Origin of the sequence: Marinobacter sp. es.042, assembly GCF_900188315.1 — a bacterium.
Lineage (GTDB): Bacteria > Pseudomonadota > Gammaproteobacteria > Pseudomonadales > Oleiphilaceae > Marinobacter.
Genome location: NZ_LT897781.1, coordinates 729,734 through 747,780 on the forward strand (window position 1 = coordinate 729,734; position 18,047 = coordinate 747,780).

Here is an 18,047-nt window from a genome sequence, read left to right on the forward strand (position 1 = left end):
TCAGGAGAGGCCCTCGGGATAAAGCGGAGGCAGATCGGCGTTTGCCCGCGTCTGTTTTCGCTTCCGAATGGCCTCAAGAGTCCGGGCCAGTGGCCGTCCATCCCAGTTTTCGTTGCCATGGTCTGGCGCAAAAAACCGGGCCTGGAGCTTCCCGAGCTCTGTTGCCATGGTCTCGTCCCGGAAGTGGTGCACAACGTCAGACGCGGAACGGAAGTGTTCGCCGGGTCTGTGGCGATTGGCCCATGCCACCAGCAGCTCCGGTGTCCGGGCTGAACCGCTTCTCACGGCTGTGATCAGATGCTCGAAGGCGCCATCTTCATCGTCATTGTGCTGAGTAAAGTCGGGGGCGTTCTTGGCGCCTTTTCGCGACCACCACCACGCCATCAAGGTTCCGGCCCAAAGTATTCCGAACGCCAGAGTGAGCCACTGCCACAGCCCGGCCTCTGGTTCTGTCAGGTCAGTCGATGATTCCGGGCTGATCGTGTCCGGTTCAGGGGCCGGTTCTACATTCACGGGTTGCGGCGCTCCGGCGGCGACGGCATTCGGGTCCGTCACCGTCAGGGTTTTCTCCGGGATGACGGCAACGCGCTCCCGATCCGCTTCGGTATCCCACCAGGAAATGCGAATGGCTGGCAACGTCATCTGTCCCGCCTCAACCGGTACCAGAGCCACGGATTGCTTCAGCGAAGAGGTCAGGCCTGCCGGCGTTGTTTCGGTCTGCCTCTCTGGCTCTTCCGGGTAACTTCTAAGTCCGTCCGGGACCGTATCGGGTAAGGGTGGCAGCGCCTCCCCGGGCAAGCCCGCCGCCGTCAGCCTGATCTCTCGGGTAATGTTTTCGCCGGTCGCGACTTCCAGTGACGGAGGAAGCCCGGACTCCTCAAGCGACAAGCCTGTTGCCGGCAGCCAGGTATCGCCACTGAATTGGGCCGGGACATCCTTGACCGGCACCTCGAAAAGCTCCTCACTGTCCCTCAGAAAACGGAGGCTGCCAGAGGCATCTCTGGCCTGTCCCTCGAAGTTTACGGGGGGCAGCTTCAAGGTTCCGGGTCGTTGGGGGAAGATCGCGTAACGCCGCTCCACCACGCGGTATCGCACACCATCGCGATAGCGTGAAAATTCCTGCTGCCTGCCCAGGGATTCGATAATCACGTGGGGGTGGGTCGGCTCAGACAGCTCGCCGCGAATCAGGTTGCCCCTGAAGAAAAGCCGCACTGTCAGGATCAGTTGCTCCTGCACATAGACTTCATCCTTGTCGGTGGACAGCTCGATAAAACTGTCCCGTCCAGGCGCGGCCTGGTCCGGCGGCGAGCCGTCGACGACTTCCACGGTAACCGGCTCCGAAACAGCATCCTTGAAGGTGAGTGCAGGAATGGTCAGTTCGCCGGTGGTTTTCGGTGCCAGCTGGTAGGTCCAGGTGATTTCACCCACCATCTGACTGTTTACGGTGCGGATACTGTACTGCTGGTTCTGGGCCAGGATGTCAAAATCGGGTTCCACTTTCTCGATATCAGGCTTGGGCAGGCTCGACATGTCGAAGTCGAACAGGTTGCCAAGATTGATGTCGATCTCCATGCTGCCTTTTACGGTCAGGGTCAGAACCTCACCCTCATACAGCCGGGTCCGGTCCGGCTCGACTGCCAGTTGCCGGGCCTGTGTATGGGGTTGTGCCTGGGCCGGCAGCCAGAGTGCCGTCAGAAGAAACAGACAGACGGCGGGAATCATCAGCCGTTTTACCATGGTGTATCGCCCTCATCGGATGGAGTCTGGCGTTGTTGATACTGCTGCAGAAATTTGCGCTGTAATAATCCGCCCGGATTGTCAGGGACCCGCCTGAGCCACTGCTCCTGGCTCTGGGTCAGCGGCGTTTCGGAGATAGGGGCGGGTGCCGGGGACTGGCCGGACGAGGTTTCCTGCTCCCCGGAAGCCTGCTCGGGATCTCCGCGTTCGCCCGCCTGCTGTTGATTCTGTTCAGCCGTCTGGCTGCCTTGCTGATTCTCCGTGTCGGAAGAAGACTCGTTGTTTTCCGGGTTCTGCTGCTGACTGTTCCGCTGACTGCCGGGATTCTCGCTTTCACTGTTTCCGTTCTGGTCCTGACGGTTTTGTTGCTGATTACTGCCGTCGCCCTGGGAGTCCCGGGAATCCTGTTGGTTGTTATCCTGGTTGCCGTTCTGGTTCTGCTGTTTTTGATTCAGAAGTTCCTCGACAATTTTCCGGTTGTGAAGGGCGTCGTCCATGTCGGGCGCTGTGTCCAGCGCCGCATCATAGGCAGCCAGGGCCTCTTCCAGTTTTCCGGCACGGGCCAGGGCATTGCCCCGGTTGTAACTGGCACGGGGGCCCTGTTTGCGTCCAAACGCTTCGGCGGCGCTGTCGAACTTGCCGGAACGATAGAGGGCGGAGCCCCGCCATTCCGGGTCTTCAAGCTGGCGGGCGGCTGATTCCGGGTTGTCCTGAATCAAGGCGGGAGCTCGCTGATCCTCCCTCTGCCAGAGCTCTTCCCAGCTTATGGCGGCTGCCGGCTGCGGCCAGACCGGCAGCAGGGTCAAAGCAAGCGCACTGAGAGCCCCCCGACGCCAACCTATCAAAACCAGCGGCAGCGCGAGCCAGAGCAACCAGTAGCCGTCATCCTGCCAGCGATTGACCGTCAGGCCGTCCTCGGAATCCTGCCAGTCGTCACTGTCCCGCGGGCTCAGGTCGAGCGCTTCAATATCGGTGTCGTCCAGGGTCAGCTCATGGCTCTGGCCGCCGCTGCTGCGGGCGAGTGCCGCCAACGCTTCGGGTTCAGCACGACTGATGACAATGTCGCCGTTCTCCCGTATGAAACCGCGCCGGGCGAGGGGAATGGGGCCTCCGTTCTCAGTGCCGACGACCAGGGTATTGAGCGCGTATCCGGTGCCGGAAAGCGTGTCCCGGATGGTACCTTCGTAGTCGTCGTTGATGCTGTCCGTGATTAACAGGATGCGACCTTCGCCCGGTGCGCCTTGTTCCAGCAATGCCTTTGCGCGGGCAACGGCGAGATCTGCCCGGTTGCCTGTCGCCGGCATGATCACTGGGTCCAGCACGTTGAGCATGCCCTCAATCGTACGGGCATCATCGGTCAGCGGTGTCACTACGTGGGCATCGCCGGAAAAGACGAGCAGGCCGGTCAGGCTGCCTTCCCGAAGCTCGAGAATATCCCGGATTTTCCGTTTGGCCCGGGTCAGTCGATCAGGTTCCACGTCCGTTGCCAGCATGGACAGTGAAAGGTCCAGTGCGATCACGAGGCTGTCGCCGGGTTGTTTCAGCGGTGTCGGCGCCTCCCTCCAGGCCGGCCCGGCCAGGGCCAGGGACAGAATGATCAGGGCCAAAGATGCCGGAACCAGAGGTGACTTGTTTGATTGGTCCGCGCTGCCGTTGTGACGAATCAGGGGCGAGAGCAGGCGGGCCGGAATAAGCCGGGACCATCCGCTGTCGCCCATGCGGAGTTGCCGGAATGCAAGATACAGTATCGGTATCAGCAGGATTAACAGCAGCCAGAGGGGGCGCAGGAAATGGAAGTCAGCCCACATGCGCTTCCTCCTCCTTGCTCCGGCGGGCTTCAGCAACAAGTTCCCGCCCGTGGCGGACGAGGAACAGCGCCAGCCACAGAATGATCGCGAGCCCGGCAGGCCAGACATAGAGCTCGGTTACCGGCCGATAGAACTTGCCCTCAAGCTCGATCGGTTCCAGTTGATCAATGCTCTCGTAGATAAGCTCCAGCTCGGGCAGGCTGCGCGCCCGGAAATACTCCCCGCCGGTCTGCTGGGCCATGCGGGTTAGCAGGTTTTCGTCCAGATCCCGGGATGGGTTGACCCGGCGCGAACCCAGCAGGCCACGCTGCACCATGGACTCGGCGCCAATGCCAATGGTGTACAGGCGAATGCTGGCGGCCGCGGCGATTTCGGTAGCTTTATCTGGGGTGATTTCACCCGCTGTATTGGCGCCATCAGTCAGGAGGACCACAACGCGCTGGTCCTGGGGCCGGTTTCTCAGGCGTTTGGTTGCCAGGCCCACGGCGTCGCCAATGGCCGTGGCGCGCCCGGCCATGCCAAGGCCGGCCTCACGCATCAGGGTTCTGACCGTCTCCAGATCGAAGGTGAGCGGAGCCTGTACGTAGGGCTCGGTGCCGAACAGGATCAGGCCGAGCCGGTCACCCTGGCGGCGGGAGATAAAGTCATCAAGCACGCGCTTGACCGCCTGCAATCGATTAATGCTCCGGCCCTGAAGGACCATATCCTGCTCATCCATGCTGGGGGAGATGTCGACGACCAGCATGAGATCCCGGCCGGAAACGGGCATCTGAACCTGCTCGCCCACATGCTGCGGCCGTGCCAGAGCAACCACCAGAAGCGTCCACATCAGGAACAGCAACAGTTGCTGCCAGAGCGGTACGGCATTGCCACGACGACTGACACCGGGCAGGTCCGACAGCCAGTGGCCAACCGGCAACACGGGCGCGTCGACCGATTGCGCTCCGGGCTTGCGCCATTTGAGAATCAGGGGCAAGAGCACCAGAACCAGTGCCCAGGGCCAGGCGAGATTCAGCATTTCTGACTTCCCAGCCACAATCGGGCGAACGCCAGGGCGTCGGCCGGCTTGGTTGAAACCTGAGGTCGCCAGGCACTGTGAACCAGCGCTTCGGCAACCGGTCTGGAGGCAACCCGGTCCTTCGGGGCGGTCTTTAACAGGAATTCCACCCAGGCATCGCCGGTCAGCGCTTCCGGGTGCTGTTCCGGGTAGCGCTCGCGGGCGGCCTGCTTCAGCAGGGTGTTCAGTTGTGTGAACCACGCGGGGGTAGTGGCTGCTGATCGTTCCAGTCTGGCGAGTTCGGCCCGAGCGGAGCGGAACCACCGGTTTCTTTGTCTCCGCCGGATAAACAGCCAGACCAGGGCAGCAAGCACAGCAATGAGCAAAATGGCCAATACCCACCAACCTGGCGCCGGAGGCCAGAGGCCCCCTGTTTCAGGCAGGTGAATGTCCCGAAGCTGGCTGAGTGGATCCTGCGGGTTCATCCTATGCGGCCTCCGGGTCCCAGCAGCAATTTGAGGGTCGCTGCGGGGTCATTCGCCGTGGACACTTCTGCCATGGTAACGCCGGAGGTACGGAAACACTCTGCCAGCCGGTGTTCATGGTTGGTGACTTTCTCGTGCCAGGCCCTCTGGAACCGGGGGTTTCCGGCATCGAACCACACCGGTCCGTCCGGGCCGGCTATCGCAAAGCGTCCGCTTTTCGGCAGCTCTTTTTCCAATGGATCCACGATCCTCAGGGCGCTGACGCCGTTATGGCGGGCGAGCGCGCCGAGCAGGGTGCCCGTCTCCTGTGAGATATCCAGGAAATCGCTGATCACGAAAATCCGGCTACCGGTATGGGCCACCCTGCGAGCCTCGGTCAGTGCCATGTCCAGGCGGCTCTGGCCGGACGGCTCGTTTTGTTCCGGCCCTCGATTATCCCTTCTTTGCAGTTCATCGAGAGTATCCAGCAGTCGCAGCACTGATTTCTTCCGCCGCGCCGGGCGAAGCACTCTCAGGGTCTCGCCGTTGAAGACAATGCCACCTACCTGATCGCCTGACCAGAGTGCCAGCCAGGCCAGTATGGAGGCGATCTGTGCGCAACGAACCTGCTTGAAGGCGCCGGTACTGGAAAAAAACAGGCTTGGGCCGAGATCGCAAAGAAGAAGAACGGGCCGTTCCCGTTCCTCCTCATAAAGCTTGGTATGGGGCTCCTGACGCCGCGCCGTTACCCGCCAGTCGATGCTACGGATGTCGTCCCCGGGCTGGTACAACCGTACCTCGGCAAACGCCATGCCCCGGCCTCGTTGCGGCGAGCGCTGCAAGCCGGCCTGACGCGTCCGCACCGGACGGGCAGAGGGAAGTTTCAGTGCCCGTGCGTCTGCCTGCAGGCGGATCAGGTCCGGTAGGCCGATGTGCGTTATTGCTTCGGTGTTGCCCATGCCTGACGGCTCCCGTGTATTGCTTCCGTCGATGGCTTCAGGCGCTCACCGGAACACGTTCGATCAGCCGTTCGATAACCGTGTCAGCGGTCATGCCCTCGGCTTCTGCTTCGAACGTGAGGAGGATGCGGTGTCGTAGCACATCGAAGGCCATGGCTCGGACATCGTCGGGTGTTACGTAATCCCGGCCATCTAGCCAGGCCAGCGCCCGGGCACAGCGGTCCAGGGCGATGGTGCCACGGGGGCTGGCGCCGAAGGCTGTCCAGCGGGCCAGTTCCGGGTTCAGTGCCGCCGGGTCGCGGGTTGCCAGCACCAGGGCCAACAAATATTGCTCGACGGGTTCCGCCATGTAGATGTTCGCGACTTCCGCGCGGGCATCAAACACCTGGTCTGGCGTCAGGCGAAGGTCCGTTCTCGGAAGGCCGTGACGATAATCGTTACGGGCCAGTTGCAGGATGGCCTTCTCCGCTTCCGCCGACGGGTAGTGGATAACCACATGCATCAGGAAGCGGTCCAGCTGGGCTTCGGGCAGGGGGTAGGTGCCTTCCTGCTCGATGGGATTCTGGGTGGCCATCACCAGGAACAGCCGGTCCAGCGGAAACGTGCGCATCCCGACGCTGATCTGGCGTTCACCCATGGCCTCGAGAAGGGCAGACTGAACCTTGGCAGGCGCACGGTTGATTTCGTCCGCAAGCACCAGGTTGTGGAAGATGGGGCCGCGCTGGAATTCGAACTGCCCGGTTTCCGGGCGGTAGATTTCACTGCCGGTGACGTCTGAGGGCAGCAGGTCTGGCGTAAACTGGATTCTGTGAAAGTCGCCTTCCAGATGGTCGGCAAGCGCCTTGATTGCCGTGGTTTTTGCCAGCCCCGGGGCGCCTTCTACAAGCAGGTGGCCGTCGGCAAGAAGCGCGATCAGCAGACGATCCACCAGTTTTTCCTGCCCGATTATCCGTTTGGCTAACTGTTCCCGTAACTCACCGAACGTATGCTGTAGCGACATTGGAAATGACTGCTCTCTGTATCTGAGGGTTTTCCGGAGAAACCCGTATCGTGCGTAGGTAGTTGCCGAAGTTTTGGCGTCTGGCCGGCAAAAATCAAGGGTTTGACTATGCTTATGTGACGATACGCCGATTACGTTTATTTCACACTAACTGAGGTCGACCATGAATGCGCTGACAGTGGCCAGCAAGGATCAATTCTTCGAACAGTTGGCTGACGCTTTCGCAAAAAAGATTTCTAAAACCGAAGCCAAGAAAATCAGCGAATTTGCCAAGCAGCACTACGCCCACATTCCTCTCGAAGAGCTGGTCAGTCGACGATTTGCGGACACTTACGGCGCCGTTCTGGCAGCCTGGCAGTTTTTGCAGAAGCGTTCTGCCGAAGAAACCCCGGTTGCTGTTTTCAATCCGGACCTCGAGAGTGACGGTTGGCAATCGACCCATACCGTTGTTTTTATCCTGCACCCGAATATTCCGTTTTTGATCGATTCCCTGCGCATTGCTATTAACCAGCGCGAAATCGGTACTCATTCCATTCAGCATTCGATCCTGCAGGTGGAGCGAGACAAGGATGGCAAGCTCAAGAAACTTTATACCACGAAAAAGAAAGCTTCCGAATCGGCCTATGAGGCCTTCATTGTCCTCGAGATTGATCGGCACAGTAATCCCGAGGATCTCCGTGATCTGGAAGATACCCTGCAGAACGTGCTTCACGAGGTGCGGATCGCTGTCAGCGACTTCCCGGTAGTTACCGAGAAAGTGAACGAGATTCTTGGTGAGCTGGACAACACGACGGCGGGCATTAACGAGGAGCAGAAAGAAGAGGCCAGGGCGTTTCTGGAATGGCTCGCCCGGGACCATTTTACGTTCCTTGGCTACGACGAGTACGACTTTGCCAAGGACAAGAGTGGCATGGTGGTGCGTCGGGTAGAGAATTCCGAACTGGGCATCCTCCGGGTCAATAATGAGCGCCCGGACCGGGTTCGCCTGAACGAACTGCCACAGCGCACGCGTCACGAGATGACCCGAAGCGATGATATTTTCATCTTCGCCAAATCGGCCCAGCGCTCACGGGTGCACCGGCCCGCCTACCCGGACTACATCGCAGTCAAGAAATTCAACAGCAAAGGCGAGGTGGTCGGTGAGCGGCGGTTCCTGGGCCTTTACACCGCCCGCGTCTATAACGAGCGGCCGGACGAGATTCCCCTGCTGCGCCGTAAGTTCCAGAGCGTGATGAAACGGTCCGGTTTTCTGCGTGACGACTACGCCGGTAAAGAACTCGAGCAGATCCTGACAGTGTATCCCCGGGACGAACTGTTCCAGATCGAGCAGGACGAACTGCTCAAGGTGGCCAAAAGTATCCTATACATTCAGGAGCGTCGCCGGATCGAATTGTTCCTGCGGGAAGACGTTTATGGCCAGTTCGTTACCTGCCTGGCGTTCTTTCCGAGGGACATCTACAACACCGAACTACGGCTGAAAGTCGAGCAGGTGCTGGTTGACCGGTTGGGAGCGGAAGACGTCGAGTTTGTCACCCACTTTTCCGAATCGGTCCTTGCGCGGGTCCAGTTCACCATCCGGGTACCCCAGGTCGAGAACCGCCAACTGCCAACGGCGGAGATCCGGGAGAAGGTTATCGAGCTTGCCCAGTCCTGGCGTGATGGGTTGTCTGAAGCCCTGAGTGAGGCCTGGGGCGAAGAGCAGGGCAATGAGCTCTATCGCTTGTGGGCGGGCGGTTTTCCGGCCAGCTACACCGATATGTTCTCGCCCAGGCGAGCGGCGATCGACCTGGAGCATATCGCGTCATCGGCGAACAATCATGACCTTGCCATGAGCTTCTACCGGGCTCTGGAAGAAGACGAGAGTACGCTGCATTTCAAGCTTTTCTACCCGGACGAACCGTTGCCGCTTTCCGATGTGATGCCGATCTTCGACAACCTCGGCTTCAGGGTTATCGGCGAACACCCCTTCGAGGTCATCGACCGGCACAACAAAACGGTCTGGATTCACGACTTCACGCTCCAGGCTCACCAGGGGACTGTTGTCGATATTCATCGTATCCGTCCGATCTTTGAGGAGCTGTTCCGCCGGGTGTGGTACGGAGAAGCGGAAAACGACGCCTTCAACCGGATGCTGCTCTCTTCCTACATGAGCTGGCGGGAAATCGCGCTGTTGCGGACCTACGCCCGGTATATGCGCCAGATACGCTTTTCCAACAGTCAGACCTTTATCTCCAACACGCTGGTGAACCACGTTGAGCTGACCCGCCTGCTGCTGGAATTTTTCGAAATACGTTTCAATCCGGAGCGTTACCAGAGCCCCGGGAAGAGCCAGGCGGCCCAGCAGAAACTGGAAATCGAATTCAATGCCGGCCTCGAAAATGTGGAGAACCTCAGTGAGGACCGGGTGCTTCGGCTCTACCTGGAATTGATCCAGGCGACCCTGCGTACCAACTACTACCAGCATGGCGAGTCCGGTGGTCCCAAGCCCTACATCAGCGTGAAGTTTGATCCATCCCGGATTCCGGACATGCCATTGCCCATGCCGATGTTCGAGATTTTCGTGTACTCGCCGCGCGTCGAAGGCGTACACCTGCGGGGTGGCAAGGTCGCCCGCGGCGGCTTGCGCTGGTCAGACCGGTTTGAGGATTACCGCACCGAGATTCTGGGGCTGGTCAAGGCTCAGCAGGTCAAGAATGCGGTTATCGTGCCGGTCGGCGCCAAAGGTGGCTTTGTGGCCAAGCGCCTGCCGGATCCGTCGGACAGGGAGGCTTTCCAGGCCGAGGGCATCGAAGCCTATAAGACCTTTATCCGGGGGTTGCTGGATATCACCGACAATCTGGTGGATGCCGGCATTGCGCCGCCGGAACGGGTGATCCGTCATGACGACGACGACCATTACCTGGTTGTGGCGGCTGACAAGGGTACGGCAACCTTCTCGGACATCGCCAATGGTCTGGCCGCGGAATACGGTTTCTGGATGGGCGATGCCTTCGCCTCCGGCGGAAGTAATGGTTACGACCACAAGAAAATGGGCATCACGGCCCGGGGTGCCTGGGTCTCTGTTGAGCGGCATTTCCGGGAAATGGGCATCAACCCTGGGCTGGATGAGTTCACCGCCATCGGCATTGGCGACATGGGTGGTGATGTCTTCGGCAATGGCATGTTGTGCTCAGAGAAGACCAAGCTGGTCGCTGCTTTCAACCACGTGCATATCTTTGTCGACCCTTCACCGGATCCGGAGAGGAGCTACAAGGAACGTATGCGTCTGTTCGGACTTCCGCGATCCGCCTGGACCGATTACGACAGCAAGCTGATTTCCAAGGGAGGCGGGGTTTTCAGCCGGAATTCGAAATCTATCCCGGTCAGCCCGGAAATGAAGAAACTGCTGGGTATCAAATCGGATCGGGTGCCACCAAACATGCTGATCTCGCACATCCTCAAAGCCCAGGTTGACTTACTCTGGGTCGGTGGCATTGGCACCTATGTGAAAGCCGCCAGTGAATCCCACAGTGATGTGGGCGACAAGGCCAACGACGGTCTGCGGATCAACGGTTCGGATCTTCGCTGCAAGGTGGTCGGTGAGGGCGGCAACCTTGGGCTTACCCAGCTCGGTCGCATTGAATTTGCGCTCAAGGGCGGACGCCTGAACACGGACTTTATCGACAACTCCGGCGGTGTGGATTGTTCTGACCACGAGGTCAACATGAAGATCCTGCTCAATCGGGCCGTTGCCATGGGTGATCTCACCAACAAGCAGCGCAACATCATGCTTGAGGAGATGACCGATGACGTCGCGGAGTTGGTGCTCAAGAACAACTACCGGCAGACCCAGGCCATCAGTATTGCCAGCGAGGATGCGGCGACCCGGCTGGAAGAGTATCGCCGGCTGATGAATACCTTTGAGAGTGAGGGCAAGCTCAACCGTGCCCTGGAGTTTCTGCCCGATGACGAGACCCTGTCCGAGCGCAAGCTGGACAAGAAAGGGCTGACTCGGCCGGAACTGTCGGTTCTCATTTCCTATGTGAAGGGCGACCTGAAGCAGACCCTGATCGACAGCACCCTGCCTGACGATCCCCTGCTGGCCGGTGAAATGTACAAGGTGTTTCCCAGGGATCTGACCCAGAAATTCTCTAAGGAGCTGGGAGAGCATCAACTGCGGCGTGAAATCATCGCGACGCAGATTGCCAACGACATGGTCAACCACATGGGGATTACCTTTGTGGAGCGTTTGAACCAGTCTACGGGTGCCGATGCGGCCTCTATTGCTCTGGCCTGGATTATCGCCCGTGACGTGTTCCGCATTGATAACTGGTGGGACAGGGTTGAAGCCCTGGATTTCCATGTCTCAGCCCAGCTACAGATGGAGCTGATGCAGGATCTGATGCGCCTGATGCGCCGTTCTGTGCGCTGGCTGTTACGCAACCGTCGGGCGGAGCTGAGCATTCAGCACCACATGGAGCGCTTCGCCGACAGCGTCTGGGCGATTACAGCGGGGCTGCCGGAGTATCTTGGTGATCAGGCGAAAACCACCTGGGAGAAACGGCATCAGGCTCTGGTGGATGCCGGGCTGCCCTCAGAGCTGGCGTCCGTGGTTTCGGGTACCGGCCACCTGTACTCGTCTCTGGGTATCATCGAGGCCCACGAAGCTTCTGGCATGCCACTGAAGACGGTGGCCAATCTTTACTATGAGCTGGGCGACCGCCTTGATCTGAACTGGTTCGCGAGCGCCATTGCATCGCTGCAGCCCGGCTCACACTGGCAGGCCCTGGCCAGGGAAAGTTTCCGGGAAGATCTCGACTGGCAGCAGCGGGCGCTAACCACCGGTGTCTTGAAGCTGGCAGACAAGCCGGAAGACGTGCCGGCCTGCGTTGAGGCGTGGCTGTCTCGCCATCAGCAGATGATCGACCGCTGGAAATCCATGCTTTCCGAGCTCAAGGGTGTGCGGGAGCCGGAGTACGCCATGTTCTCGGTGGCTCTGCGAGAGTTGCTGGATCTGGCCCAGAGCACCATGCATCAGCCCCATGCAGAGGTGGAGGTGCAGACCAACTGAGTATTGCTTTGGGATGCGTATTCCCGTTCAATCGCCGGACGGGAATCATCAAACGGAGTGGGATAATGGGTCAGCTTGACCATCTTCTGGAAAAAAACCGGGCCTGGGCAGATGGTATCAAGGCCCAGGATCCGCAGTTTTTTACCCGCCTGTCGAATCAGCAGGCACCGGAATACCTGTGGATTGGTTGCGCAGACAGCCGCGTGCCCGCCAACCAGATCGTCGATCTTCTGCCGGGGGAGCTTTTTGTTCACCGGAACGTGGCCAACGTGGTTGTCCACACGGATTTTAACTGCCTGTCGGTGCTTCAGTTCGCCATCGAAGTATTGAAGGTCAAACATGTCCTGGTAGTTGGCCACTATGGCTGTGGCGGCGTCAGGGCGGCATTGCTCAATGAAGGGTTTGGACTGATCAGCAACTGGCTTCGACACGTTCAGGATGTCCGTGACCGGCATCAGCAAGTACTCGATGCCCTGCCGGGCGTCCAGGATCGGGTCGACCGCCTGTGCGAACTCAACGTGGTTGAGCAGGTGGGGCATGTTTGCCAGAACAGCATTGTTCAGGAAGCCTGGCGGCGGGGTCAGCCGCTCACGGTTCATGGCTTTGTCTACGATGTCTCGGATGGGGTTCTGCGGGATATGGGGTTGTCGGTAGCCTGCGAGGAAGACCGTGAGCGGGTGCGGCAGAACAGCATCGATGAGCTGGTTCAGAGGCCGGTACGCTCTGGGCGCCAGAAAATTATGCAGTGAAGAATGTAAAATTGCGTCAAAAATTCGTGAAGGGCGTCACTTCCTGACCCTCGGCGTCATCACAGTTGGTCACCTCCTGCTTTGCTAGAGTAGATCCTGCAATAAGCGAGGAGTGTGACCATGAAAGAATTGATGCAAAAAGCCCTGACAGTTCTGAACCAGAGGAAAGACGCCACGGTCAGCACGGAGTCACGGGGTCGGGGACGGAAATCGTCTGATGCCGGTCAGGCTGAGGACTGGGGTATGTCACCGGAGGACGCCCTGAGGGTTGGAACGGTTGCCCGTTACAAGTGATTGAAGATTCCATGGTATTTCCTCTCTGAAGGCCCCCCGGTCTCCGTCTTTCAAGGGAGACGCGAGGGCTCATTCCGGTTAGCATATCTCGTCTTTGAATTACCCACTCGGGATAAGCCCATCAATGTCATTGCCCAATTCCCATGAAGTTCTATTGCGAAACCGCCACCTTTTGCAGGGGAGGCTGGCCCTTTTGGGCGTATCCGCTGGTGAGCTGCTGACGGATTTGCCCGCTGGCGGTATGGCAATGAGTGAGCATGCCGGTGTCTGTGCCTCACTCGGCGGGCGAGACGGCTGGCAGATCTGTTTTGGCTACGACGATCCTGCTCTGGCTGCCGGTACCTTTGACACACTTGTGGTTTTTCTTCCCAAGGCCCGGGCGGAGCTTGACCTGCGTCTTGCCCTGGCGCGCGGGCTGGCAGCACCCAGCGCTCGACTGTTGCTGGTAGGTGAGAAGAAAGAAGGCATTGCCGGGGCCGTGAAACAGCTCAAGGCCGTGGCGCCGCAGGCCAATAAGACCGATAGCGCCCGGCATTGCCAGGTCTGGTGTGCGGAGAATATCGAACCTCTTCCAGAATTCTCGCTCCGGGAGTGGATGACCTGGACCGGGATTGACTGCCAGTCGGTTCATCTGGACATTGCCGGATTGCCGGGTATTTTCAGTCTTGGTGAGCTGGATGACGGTACTCGCTTGTTGATGGAAACGCTGGACGGGGCGCCTCTGCGGTCTGGCCCGGTTCTGGATTTTGCCTGTGGTGCGGGTGTCCTCGGTGCCTGGCTCCATCGCTGGCAAGAGCGGCAGGACCTTCCCTGGCTAACGATCGACGGGATTGATGTTCAGTCCCAGGCCGTTATCTGTGCACGGGCCACCTATGAGCGCAACGGCGTTTCCGGGCGGATCATGGCTTCGGACGGCCTTCCGGGCATTGAGGGTTCATGGCCTGTTATTCTCAGTAATCCACCCTTTCACTCTGGTGTTAGAACAGACCTGTCGATGACTGAGCGTTTTCTTCGGGAGGTAGTGCGCCATCTGGCGCCGGGTGGTGAGGTGCGCCTGGTGGCGAACAGTTTTTTGCCCTACGAGCCATTGATGAAGCGCTGTATCGGCCCGGTTGAACGATTGCGGGAGAATCAGCGTTTTACCGTTTATCGCGCTTTTCGACGTTCCTGAACGAAAAAAGCCCCTGGGGTGAGGGGCAAGAGGTTCGCGTCCAGGACAACGGAGCCAACCGGAAAAGGGATGTTCAGCGTGAACACCTTCCACGTTAGGGTTAATTTCTAGAATAAACAGCCTAGAATGGCGCTTTTGTGACAAAAGGCCCCCAGCATGCCCGAAATGACTACCGCCGAACTCGATTTCTCCGGAGGCTCACTGATTCTTGCCCGGCCGGGCACTGGTGATCCGACGCTGAGGGCATGGGATGCGGCGGACGAGCTTCTGCTCGAGGAAGCCATTGGCGCGGCGGCAACCCTGAATGAGCCCCGGGTTCTGGTGGTGGATGATCAGTTCGGGGCTCTTTCACTGGGGCTGTCAGCGCTTTCGCCGACCGTGGTGGCCGACAGTGCTGTGTTGCCCGTTTCCCTGGCACATAATGCTTCTTTGAACCCGGAAGTCACGCCGCCTGAATCTGTTTTCAGCTGGATTAATGCGCCCGAGGGCCTGTTTGACCTGGTGGTATTGAGAATACCCCGCCAGGCCGATTATCTGGCCTGGTTGCTGCGCTGGCTCAATCGCGTGATGGCGGATTCGGGCGTGTTGCTGGCAGGCGGCATGATCAAGCATCTACCGGCGAGAAGTGTTGATGTGTTCGCCGAAGCTGTACGGACAGAGCAGGTGCTGCCGGCGCGAAAAAAAGCGAGGGTGATTCGTTGTACCAGGGGCATAGCGAATCTGGAGGATTGGTCAGCGACCTGGAAAGGCTACCGATTGGGTGACCGAAAAGGTGATGTCGACATAGCGGCATTGCCGGCGGTGTTCGCCCGGGAAAAGCTGGATATCGGAACCCGCCTGATGTTGCCACATGTGGCCAACGAGGTGTCGACGGCCAGGGCTGGCGATTCGGTGCTTGATCTGGCCTGCGGCAACGGCGCACTGGGCCTGGCGGCGCTGTCGGAGCGACGGGATCTGCAGTTGGTATTCAGCGATGTTTCAAGCCAGGCCGTGCTCAGTGCCCGTCGTAACGTTGAAAAAGCCTTTCCGGGTGCCAGAACCGCTTTCTCCCATCGCGACGGTATTGATTCCGATCTGGGAGCCTTTGATCTGATACTACTGAATCCGCCTTTCCACGAGGGTGGTGTGGTCGGTGATCACATCGCACTTCGGTTATTCCAACAGGCGTCGCAATACCTGAGGCCGGGCGGTCGCCTGCTCCTGGTAGGCAATCGCCACCTTGGCTATCACCGGAGCCTGCGCCGGTACTTTTCGTCAGTGCAGCAACTGGGCGCCAGCCCCAAGTTCGTGGTGTTTCGGGCTGGCAATCGCTGAACAACCTGGCAGATTACAATGTTGGCGCCGGGCGGTCATACCCGAGCCGGGCCAGGGTGTCCACGATGGTCTGGGTCTGACTGTCTATTTCAATATTCACCCGCTGGCCCTCTTCACAGGACCCAAAGGTTGTGGCCCGCAGGGTCTCCGGGATCAGATGGATGTTGAACCGGTTGCCCCGTACCTCGCCAATAGTCAGGCTGGCGCCATTGATGGCGATGTAGCCTTTGGGAAAGATGTAGCGGGCCCATTCCTCGGGCACCTCAAACCATAGTGTGACGTTGTTTTCCGTACGCCGTATTTCGACAATGCTGGCCGCCGTATGTATGTGGCCAGAAAGCAGGTGGCCACCAATTTCATCCCCAATCCGGGCGGCGCGCTCGAAATTCACCTGGTCCCCGGTTGTCAGCTCCCCCAGCGTGGTAAGTCTCAGGGTTTCCTGCATGGCATCGAAATAAAGCACGCTGTCTTCCTGGCGTGTGACGGTCAGGCAGGTCCCGTTGATTGCCACCGAGGCGCCGATGGAAACGCCATCTGCCTTTTCTGCGGGAAGGCGGATGGCAAAAGTGCTGAGCCCGGGCTCTGCAGTGACGTCTTCGATGGTTGCAATGCCCTGGACAATGCCTGTGAACATAAGCCTGACCTCATTCAATGTGGTATGGGGCGCCTCTCTGGCAGGTGCGCCAAGGATAGCGAGCGGGCTGACTGATGCCAAGGCCCGACTGATGTCGGGATGCAGGGGTAAGCATTCAAGTATCCTGCATCATGGTCGATACCTTTCATAACCCCTGAATGCGGACGATCTGCCATGGCTGAAAATCAGAGTAAGGCTGCCACCCGGGCAAACAGTCCGGCGCAGGCCCCCGTGCTTCGCCCTGGTCGGGCGGCTGATCCTGTGCCGGCGCCCGTGGAGGCGGGAAGTCAGCCTTTTGCGCCGGTTGCTGGTGCGGACGCCGCAAAAGGCGCGGAAACGCGGCCCGTTGATCAGGCGCCGGATACCGCAACCGGGTCCGAAGAAGCCCCAAGCGAAGATCAGCATCGGGACGCTGGTAGCAGCAAACCCGAGAGGATTCTGGCGGAATCCCGGCAACGCAAACTCCGTCTGATGCTTCGTCAATGCGACCGGGTGCTGCTGATGGACTTTGAGCTGCTGGCGATGAACGGTTGGCCGGACAACTTTACGATGGCCGAGGCGCGTCGGGGGCGGGACCTCTGGTTATTCAGTGCCTTGATTGCGGCAGCCATCTTTCTGAGTGGGCTGACCGGGTTTGTGCCAGCCTGGATTGCAGGCGGCGGCTTCGGTGCGTTCGTGATCATCCTGCTGCTCGGGATTCCGGCGGTGCGCCGAATCTACACAACAAAACCTTCCTATCTTGATCTGCTTATGACCCGGCAGCGGATGCTCCGTGAGGCAAGGCAGCACGTTGCCCATCTGGAGGGGGCCGATGGCCTTATCTGGCAATGTGCCAGGATGTCGGATTTTAACCCTGCACTGAAGAACAGGCGTTTTGGCCACCTGTTGCGGTTGTCGGAGAACAGGGTCCTGGCGCGCCAGTTGACTCGCCGGGAGCACGTCCGCCTTTACCTGATTTACCTGCTGGAGGCAGAGAAGGCGTACAGCCGCGTTCAGAAAGCCTTTTTCGAGGGTAATCAGGAAGCGATTGATCAGGGGTGGGAAGACGTCGCCGCAGAGCCTGAGCCGAGAACTTGACACAGATGCGCTTCAAACGTATGTTTCAAACAGACGTTTGCTAGAGGCATTGATAACAAAATGGCGCAGTCTGATACCGTTGACCGGATTCTTGATGCAGCCGAAGAGCTGTTCGCCGACCGGGGTTTTTCGGAAACCTCGCTCCGAATGATTACCAGTAAGGCTAAAGTAAATCTGGCCGCTGTCAATTACCACTTTGGTTCAAAGAACGCACTGATTCATGCGGTATTCGCGCGCTTTCTGACACCGTTTTCTGCCACACTGGAAAACGCGTTTGATGAGCTGGAAGAGCGGTGCAGCGGCAAACCGCCAACCCTGAATCAGACCCTCTGGGCACTTACCGAGAGTGCGGTGCGTATGCCCCAGCGTAACGAAAAGGGTATCTCGATCTTCATGCGCCTGCTTGGGCTTGCCTATACCCAGTCACAGGGCCATCTGCGCAAGTTCCTTGAGCAAGAGTACAGCGAGCCCTTCAGCCGGTTCATGCGCCTGCTCAAGGAAGCGACGCCTCAGCTTTCCTCGGTGGATCGCTACTGGCGTATCCAGTTCATGCTGGGGGCAACGGCGTTCACCATGTCCAGCAGCGATGCGCTTCGCGATATTCTTCAGAACAAGCTGGGCGTGGAAACCACTGTCCAGGAAATTGCTGCCCGCCTGGTGCCTTTCCTGGCAGCCGGCATGCAGGCCGAAGACGCCATGCTGATCCCGCCAGCTGGCAGCAAGGTCTCGGTTGCCTGAATTCCTCTCTCTCGGTTAGGCTTCCCTCTGAACCTCCAAGGGAGCCTGGCCGGTT

Annotated in this window: 14 protein-coding genes; 7 read left to right on the forward strand and 7 right to left on the reverse strand. The window is 59.2% G+C overall.

Going from position 1 to position 18,047, the window contains the following annotated elements; all coding sequences use genetic code 11:
• The 6 genes from CFB02_RS03575 to CFB02_RS03600 are packed head-to-tail and all read right to left on the reverse strand — an operon-like array spanning position 1 to position 6,965.
• Entirely contained in the window at positions 1-1,737 is a 1,737-nt protein-coding gene (locus CFB02_RS03575; protein ID WP_088556910.1) for a BatD family protein, read from the reverse strand.
• Positions 1,731-3,545 (reverse strand): VWA domain-containing protein, encoded by a 1,815-nt coding sequence (locus CFB02_RS03580; RefSeq protein WP_088556911.1) that lies wholly within the window; start codon positions 3,543-3,545, stop codon positions 1,731-1,733. The genes CFB02_RS03575 and CFB02_RS03580 overlap by 7 nt, the downstream gene beginning before the upstream one ends.
• Positions 3,535-4,563 carry a vWA domain-containing protein gene (locus CFB02_RS03585; RefSeq protein WP_088556912.1) on the reverse strand — a complete coding sequence of 343 codons (1,029 nt, stop codon included), beginning with the start codon at positions 4,561-4,563 and terminating at the stop codon, positions 3,535-3,537. Before CFB02_RS03585 ends, CFB02_RS03580 begins: the two co-directional genes overlap by 11 nt.
• The gene (locus CFB02_RS03590) at positions 4,557-5,027 is read right to left on the reverse strand and encodes a DUF4381 domain-containing protein (protein ID WP_088556913.1); all 471 of its coding nucleotides are present in this window, start codon (positions 5,025-5,027) and stop codon (positions 4,557-4,559) included. Before CFB02_RS03590 ends, CFB02_RS03585 begins: the two co-directional genes overlap by 7 nt.
• Positions 5,024-5,965: a DUF58 domain-containing protein gene (locus tag CFB02_RS03595; protein WP_088556914.1), complete on the reverse strand. Its 942-nt coding sequence runs from the start codon at positions 5,963-5,965 to the stop codon at positions 5,024-5,026. The genes CFB02_RS03590 and CFB02_RS03595 overlap by 4 nt, the downstream gene beginning before the upstream one ends.
• 37 nt (positions 5,966-6,002) lie before the next feature.
• Positions 6,003-6,965, reverse strand: coding sequence for an AAA family ATPase (locus CFB02_RS03600; RefSeq protein ID WP_088556915.1), 963 nt, complete (start codon positions 6,963-6,965; stop codon positions 6,003-6,005).
• Positions 6,966-7,128: 163 nt separating this feature from the next.
• Here CFB02_RS03600 and CFB02_RS03605 point away from each other — a divergent pair, with 163 nt between their 5' ends.
• From CFB02_RS03605 to CFB02_RS03620, 5 genes are all read left to right on the forward strand, one after another.
• Complete coding sequence (locus tag CFB02_RS03605; protein ID WP_088556916.1) at positions 7,129-12,015, forward strand: NAD-glutamate dehydrogenase; 4,887 nt, start codon at positions 7,129-7,131, stop codon at positions 12,013-12,015.
• 65 nt (positions 12,016-12,080) lie between these two features.
• On the forward strand, positions 12,081-12,764 hold the full coding sequence (gene can, locus CFB02_RS03610) for a carbonate dehydratase (protein ID WP_008173125.1): 684 nt from the start codon (positions 12,081-12,083) through the stop codon (positions 12,762-12,764).
• Between the two features lie 120 nt (positions 12,765-12,884).
• Positions 12,885-13,058, forward strand: a complete 174-nt coding sequence (locus CFB02_RS18165) for a hypothetical protein (RefSeq protein ID WP_172835795.1) — start codon at positions 12,885-12,887, stop codon at positions 13,056-13,058.
• A gap of 124 nt (positions 13,059-13,182) precedes the next feature.
• Positions 13,183-14,229, forward strand: coding sequence for a class I SAM-dependent methyltransferase (locus CFB02_RS03615; RefSeq protein ID WP_088556917.1), 1,047 nt, complete (start codon positions 13,183-13,185; stop codon positions 14,227-14,229).
• Positions 14,230-14,394: 165 nt separating this feature from the next.
• Positions 14,395-15,543, forward strand: coding sequence for a class I SAM-dependent methyltransferase (locus CFB02_RS03620; RefSeq protein WP_088559152.1), 1,149 nt, complete (start codon positions 14,395-14,397; stop codon positions 15,541-15,543).
• Positions 15,544-15,556: 13 nt separating this feature from the next.
• Here CFB02_RS03620 and CFB02_RS03625 read toward each other — a convergent pair whose 3' ends face one another.
• Complete coding sequence (locus CFB02_RS03625) at positions 15,557-16,177, reverse strand: riboflavin synthase subunit alpha (protein ID WP_088556918.1); 621 nt, start codon at positions 16,175-16,177, stop codon at positions 15,557-15,559.
• 174 nt (positions 16,178-16,351) lie between these two features.
• Between CFB02_RS03625 and CFB02_RS03630 the strand changes: the two genes are divergently transcribed.
• Both CFB02_RS03630 and CFB02_RS03635 read left to right on the forward strand, forming a co-directional pair.
• A complete protein-coding gene (locus tag CFB02_RS03630; RefSeq protein WP_088556919.1) occupies positions 16,352-17,254 on the forward strand; it encodes a hypothetical protein in 903 nt (300 codons plus the stop codon).
• A gap of 60 nt (positions 17,255-17,314) precedes the next feature.
• Positions 17,315-17,992 (forward strand): TetR/AcrR family transcriptional regulator, encoded by a 678-nt coding sequence (locus tag CFB02_RS03635; RefSeq protein WP_008173132.1) that lies wholly within the window; start codon positions 17,315-17,317, stop codon positions 17,990-17,992.
• The last annotated feature ends 55 nt before the right edge of the window (positions 17,993-18,047 follow it).

Excerpts from the sequence above, each read along its gene's own strand:
- CFB02_RS03575 (WP_088556910.1), bottom strand. The coding sequence starts at position 1,737 with ATGGTAAAACGGCTGATGATTCCCGCCGTCTGTCTGTTTCTTCTGACG.
- CFB02_RS03580 (WP_088556911.1), bottom strand. The coding sequence starts at position 3,545 with ATGTGGGCTGACTTCCATTTCCTGCGCCCCCTCTGGCTGCTGTTAATC.
- CFB02_RS03585 (WP_088556912.1), bottom strand. The coding sequence starts at position 4,563 with ATGCTGAATCTCGCCTGGCCCTGGGCACTGGTTCTGGTGCTCTTGCCC.
- CFB02_RS03590 (WP_088556913.1), bottom strand. The coding sequence starts at position 5,027 with ATGAACCCGCAGGATCCACTCAGCCAGCTTCGGGACATTCACCTGCCT.
- CFB02_RS03595 (WP_088556914.1), bottom strand. The coding sequence starts at position 5,965 with ATGGGCAACACCGAAGCAATAACGCACATCGGCCTACCGGACCTGATC.
- CFB02_RS03600 (WP_088556915.1), bottom strand. The coding sequence starts at position 6,965 with ATGTCGCTACAGCATACGTTCGGTGAGTTACGGGAACAGTTAGCCAAA.
- CFB02_RS03605 (WP_088556916.1), top strand. The coding sequence starts at position 7,129 with ATGAATGCGCTGACAGTGGCCAGCAAGGATCAATTCTTCGAACAGTTG.
- can (WP_008173125.1), top strand. The coding sequence starts at position 12,081 with ATGGGTCAGCTTGACCATCTTCTGGAAAAAAACCGGGCCTGGGCAGAT.
- CFB02_RS18165 (WP_172835795.1), top strand. The coding sequence starts at position 12,885 with ATGAAAGAATTGATGCAAAAAGCCCTGACAGTTCTGAACCAGAGGAAA.
- CFB02_RS03615 (WP_088556917.1), top strand. The coding sequence starts at position 13,183 with ATGTCATTGCCCAATTCCCATGAAGTTCTATTGCGAAACCGCCACCTT.
- CFB02_RS03620 (WP_088559152.1), top strand. The coding sequence starts at position 14,395 with ATGACTACCGCCGAACTCGATTTCTCCGGAGGCTCACTGATTCTTGCC.
- CFB02_RS03625 (WP_088556918.1), bottom strand. The coding sequence starts at position 16,177 with ATGTTCACAGGCATTGTCCAGGGCATTGCAACCATCGAAGACGTCACT.
- CFB02_RS03630 (WP_088556919.1), top strand. The coding sequence starts at position 16,352 with ATGGCTGAAAATCAGAGTAAGGCTGCCACCCGGGCAAACAGTCCGGCG.
- CFB02_RS03635 (WP_008173132.1), top strand. The coding sequence starts at position 17,315 with ATGGCGCAGTCTGATACCGTTGACCGGATTCTTGATGCAGCCGAAGAG.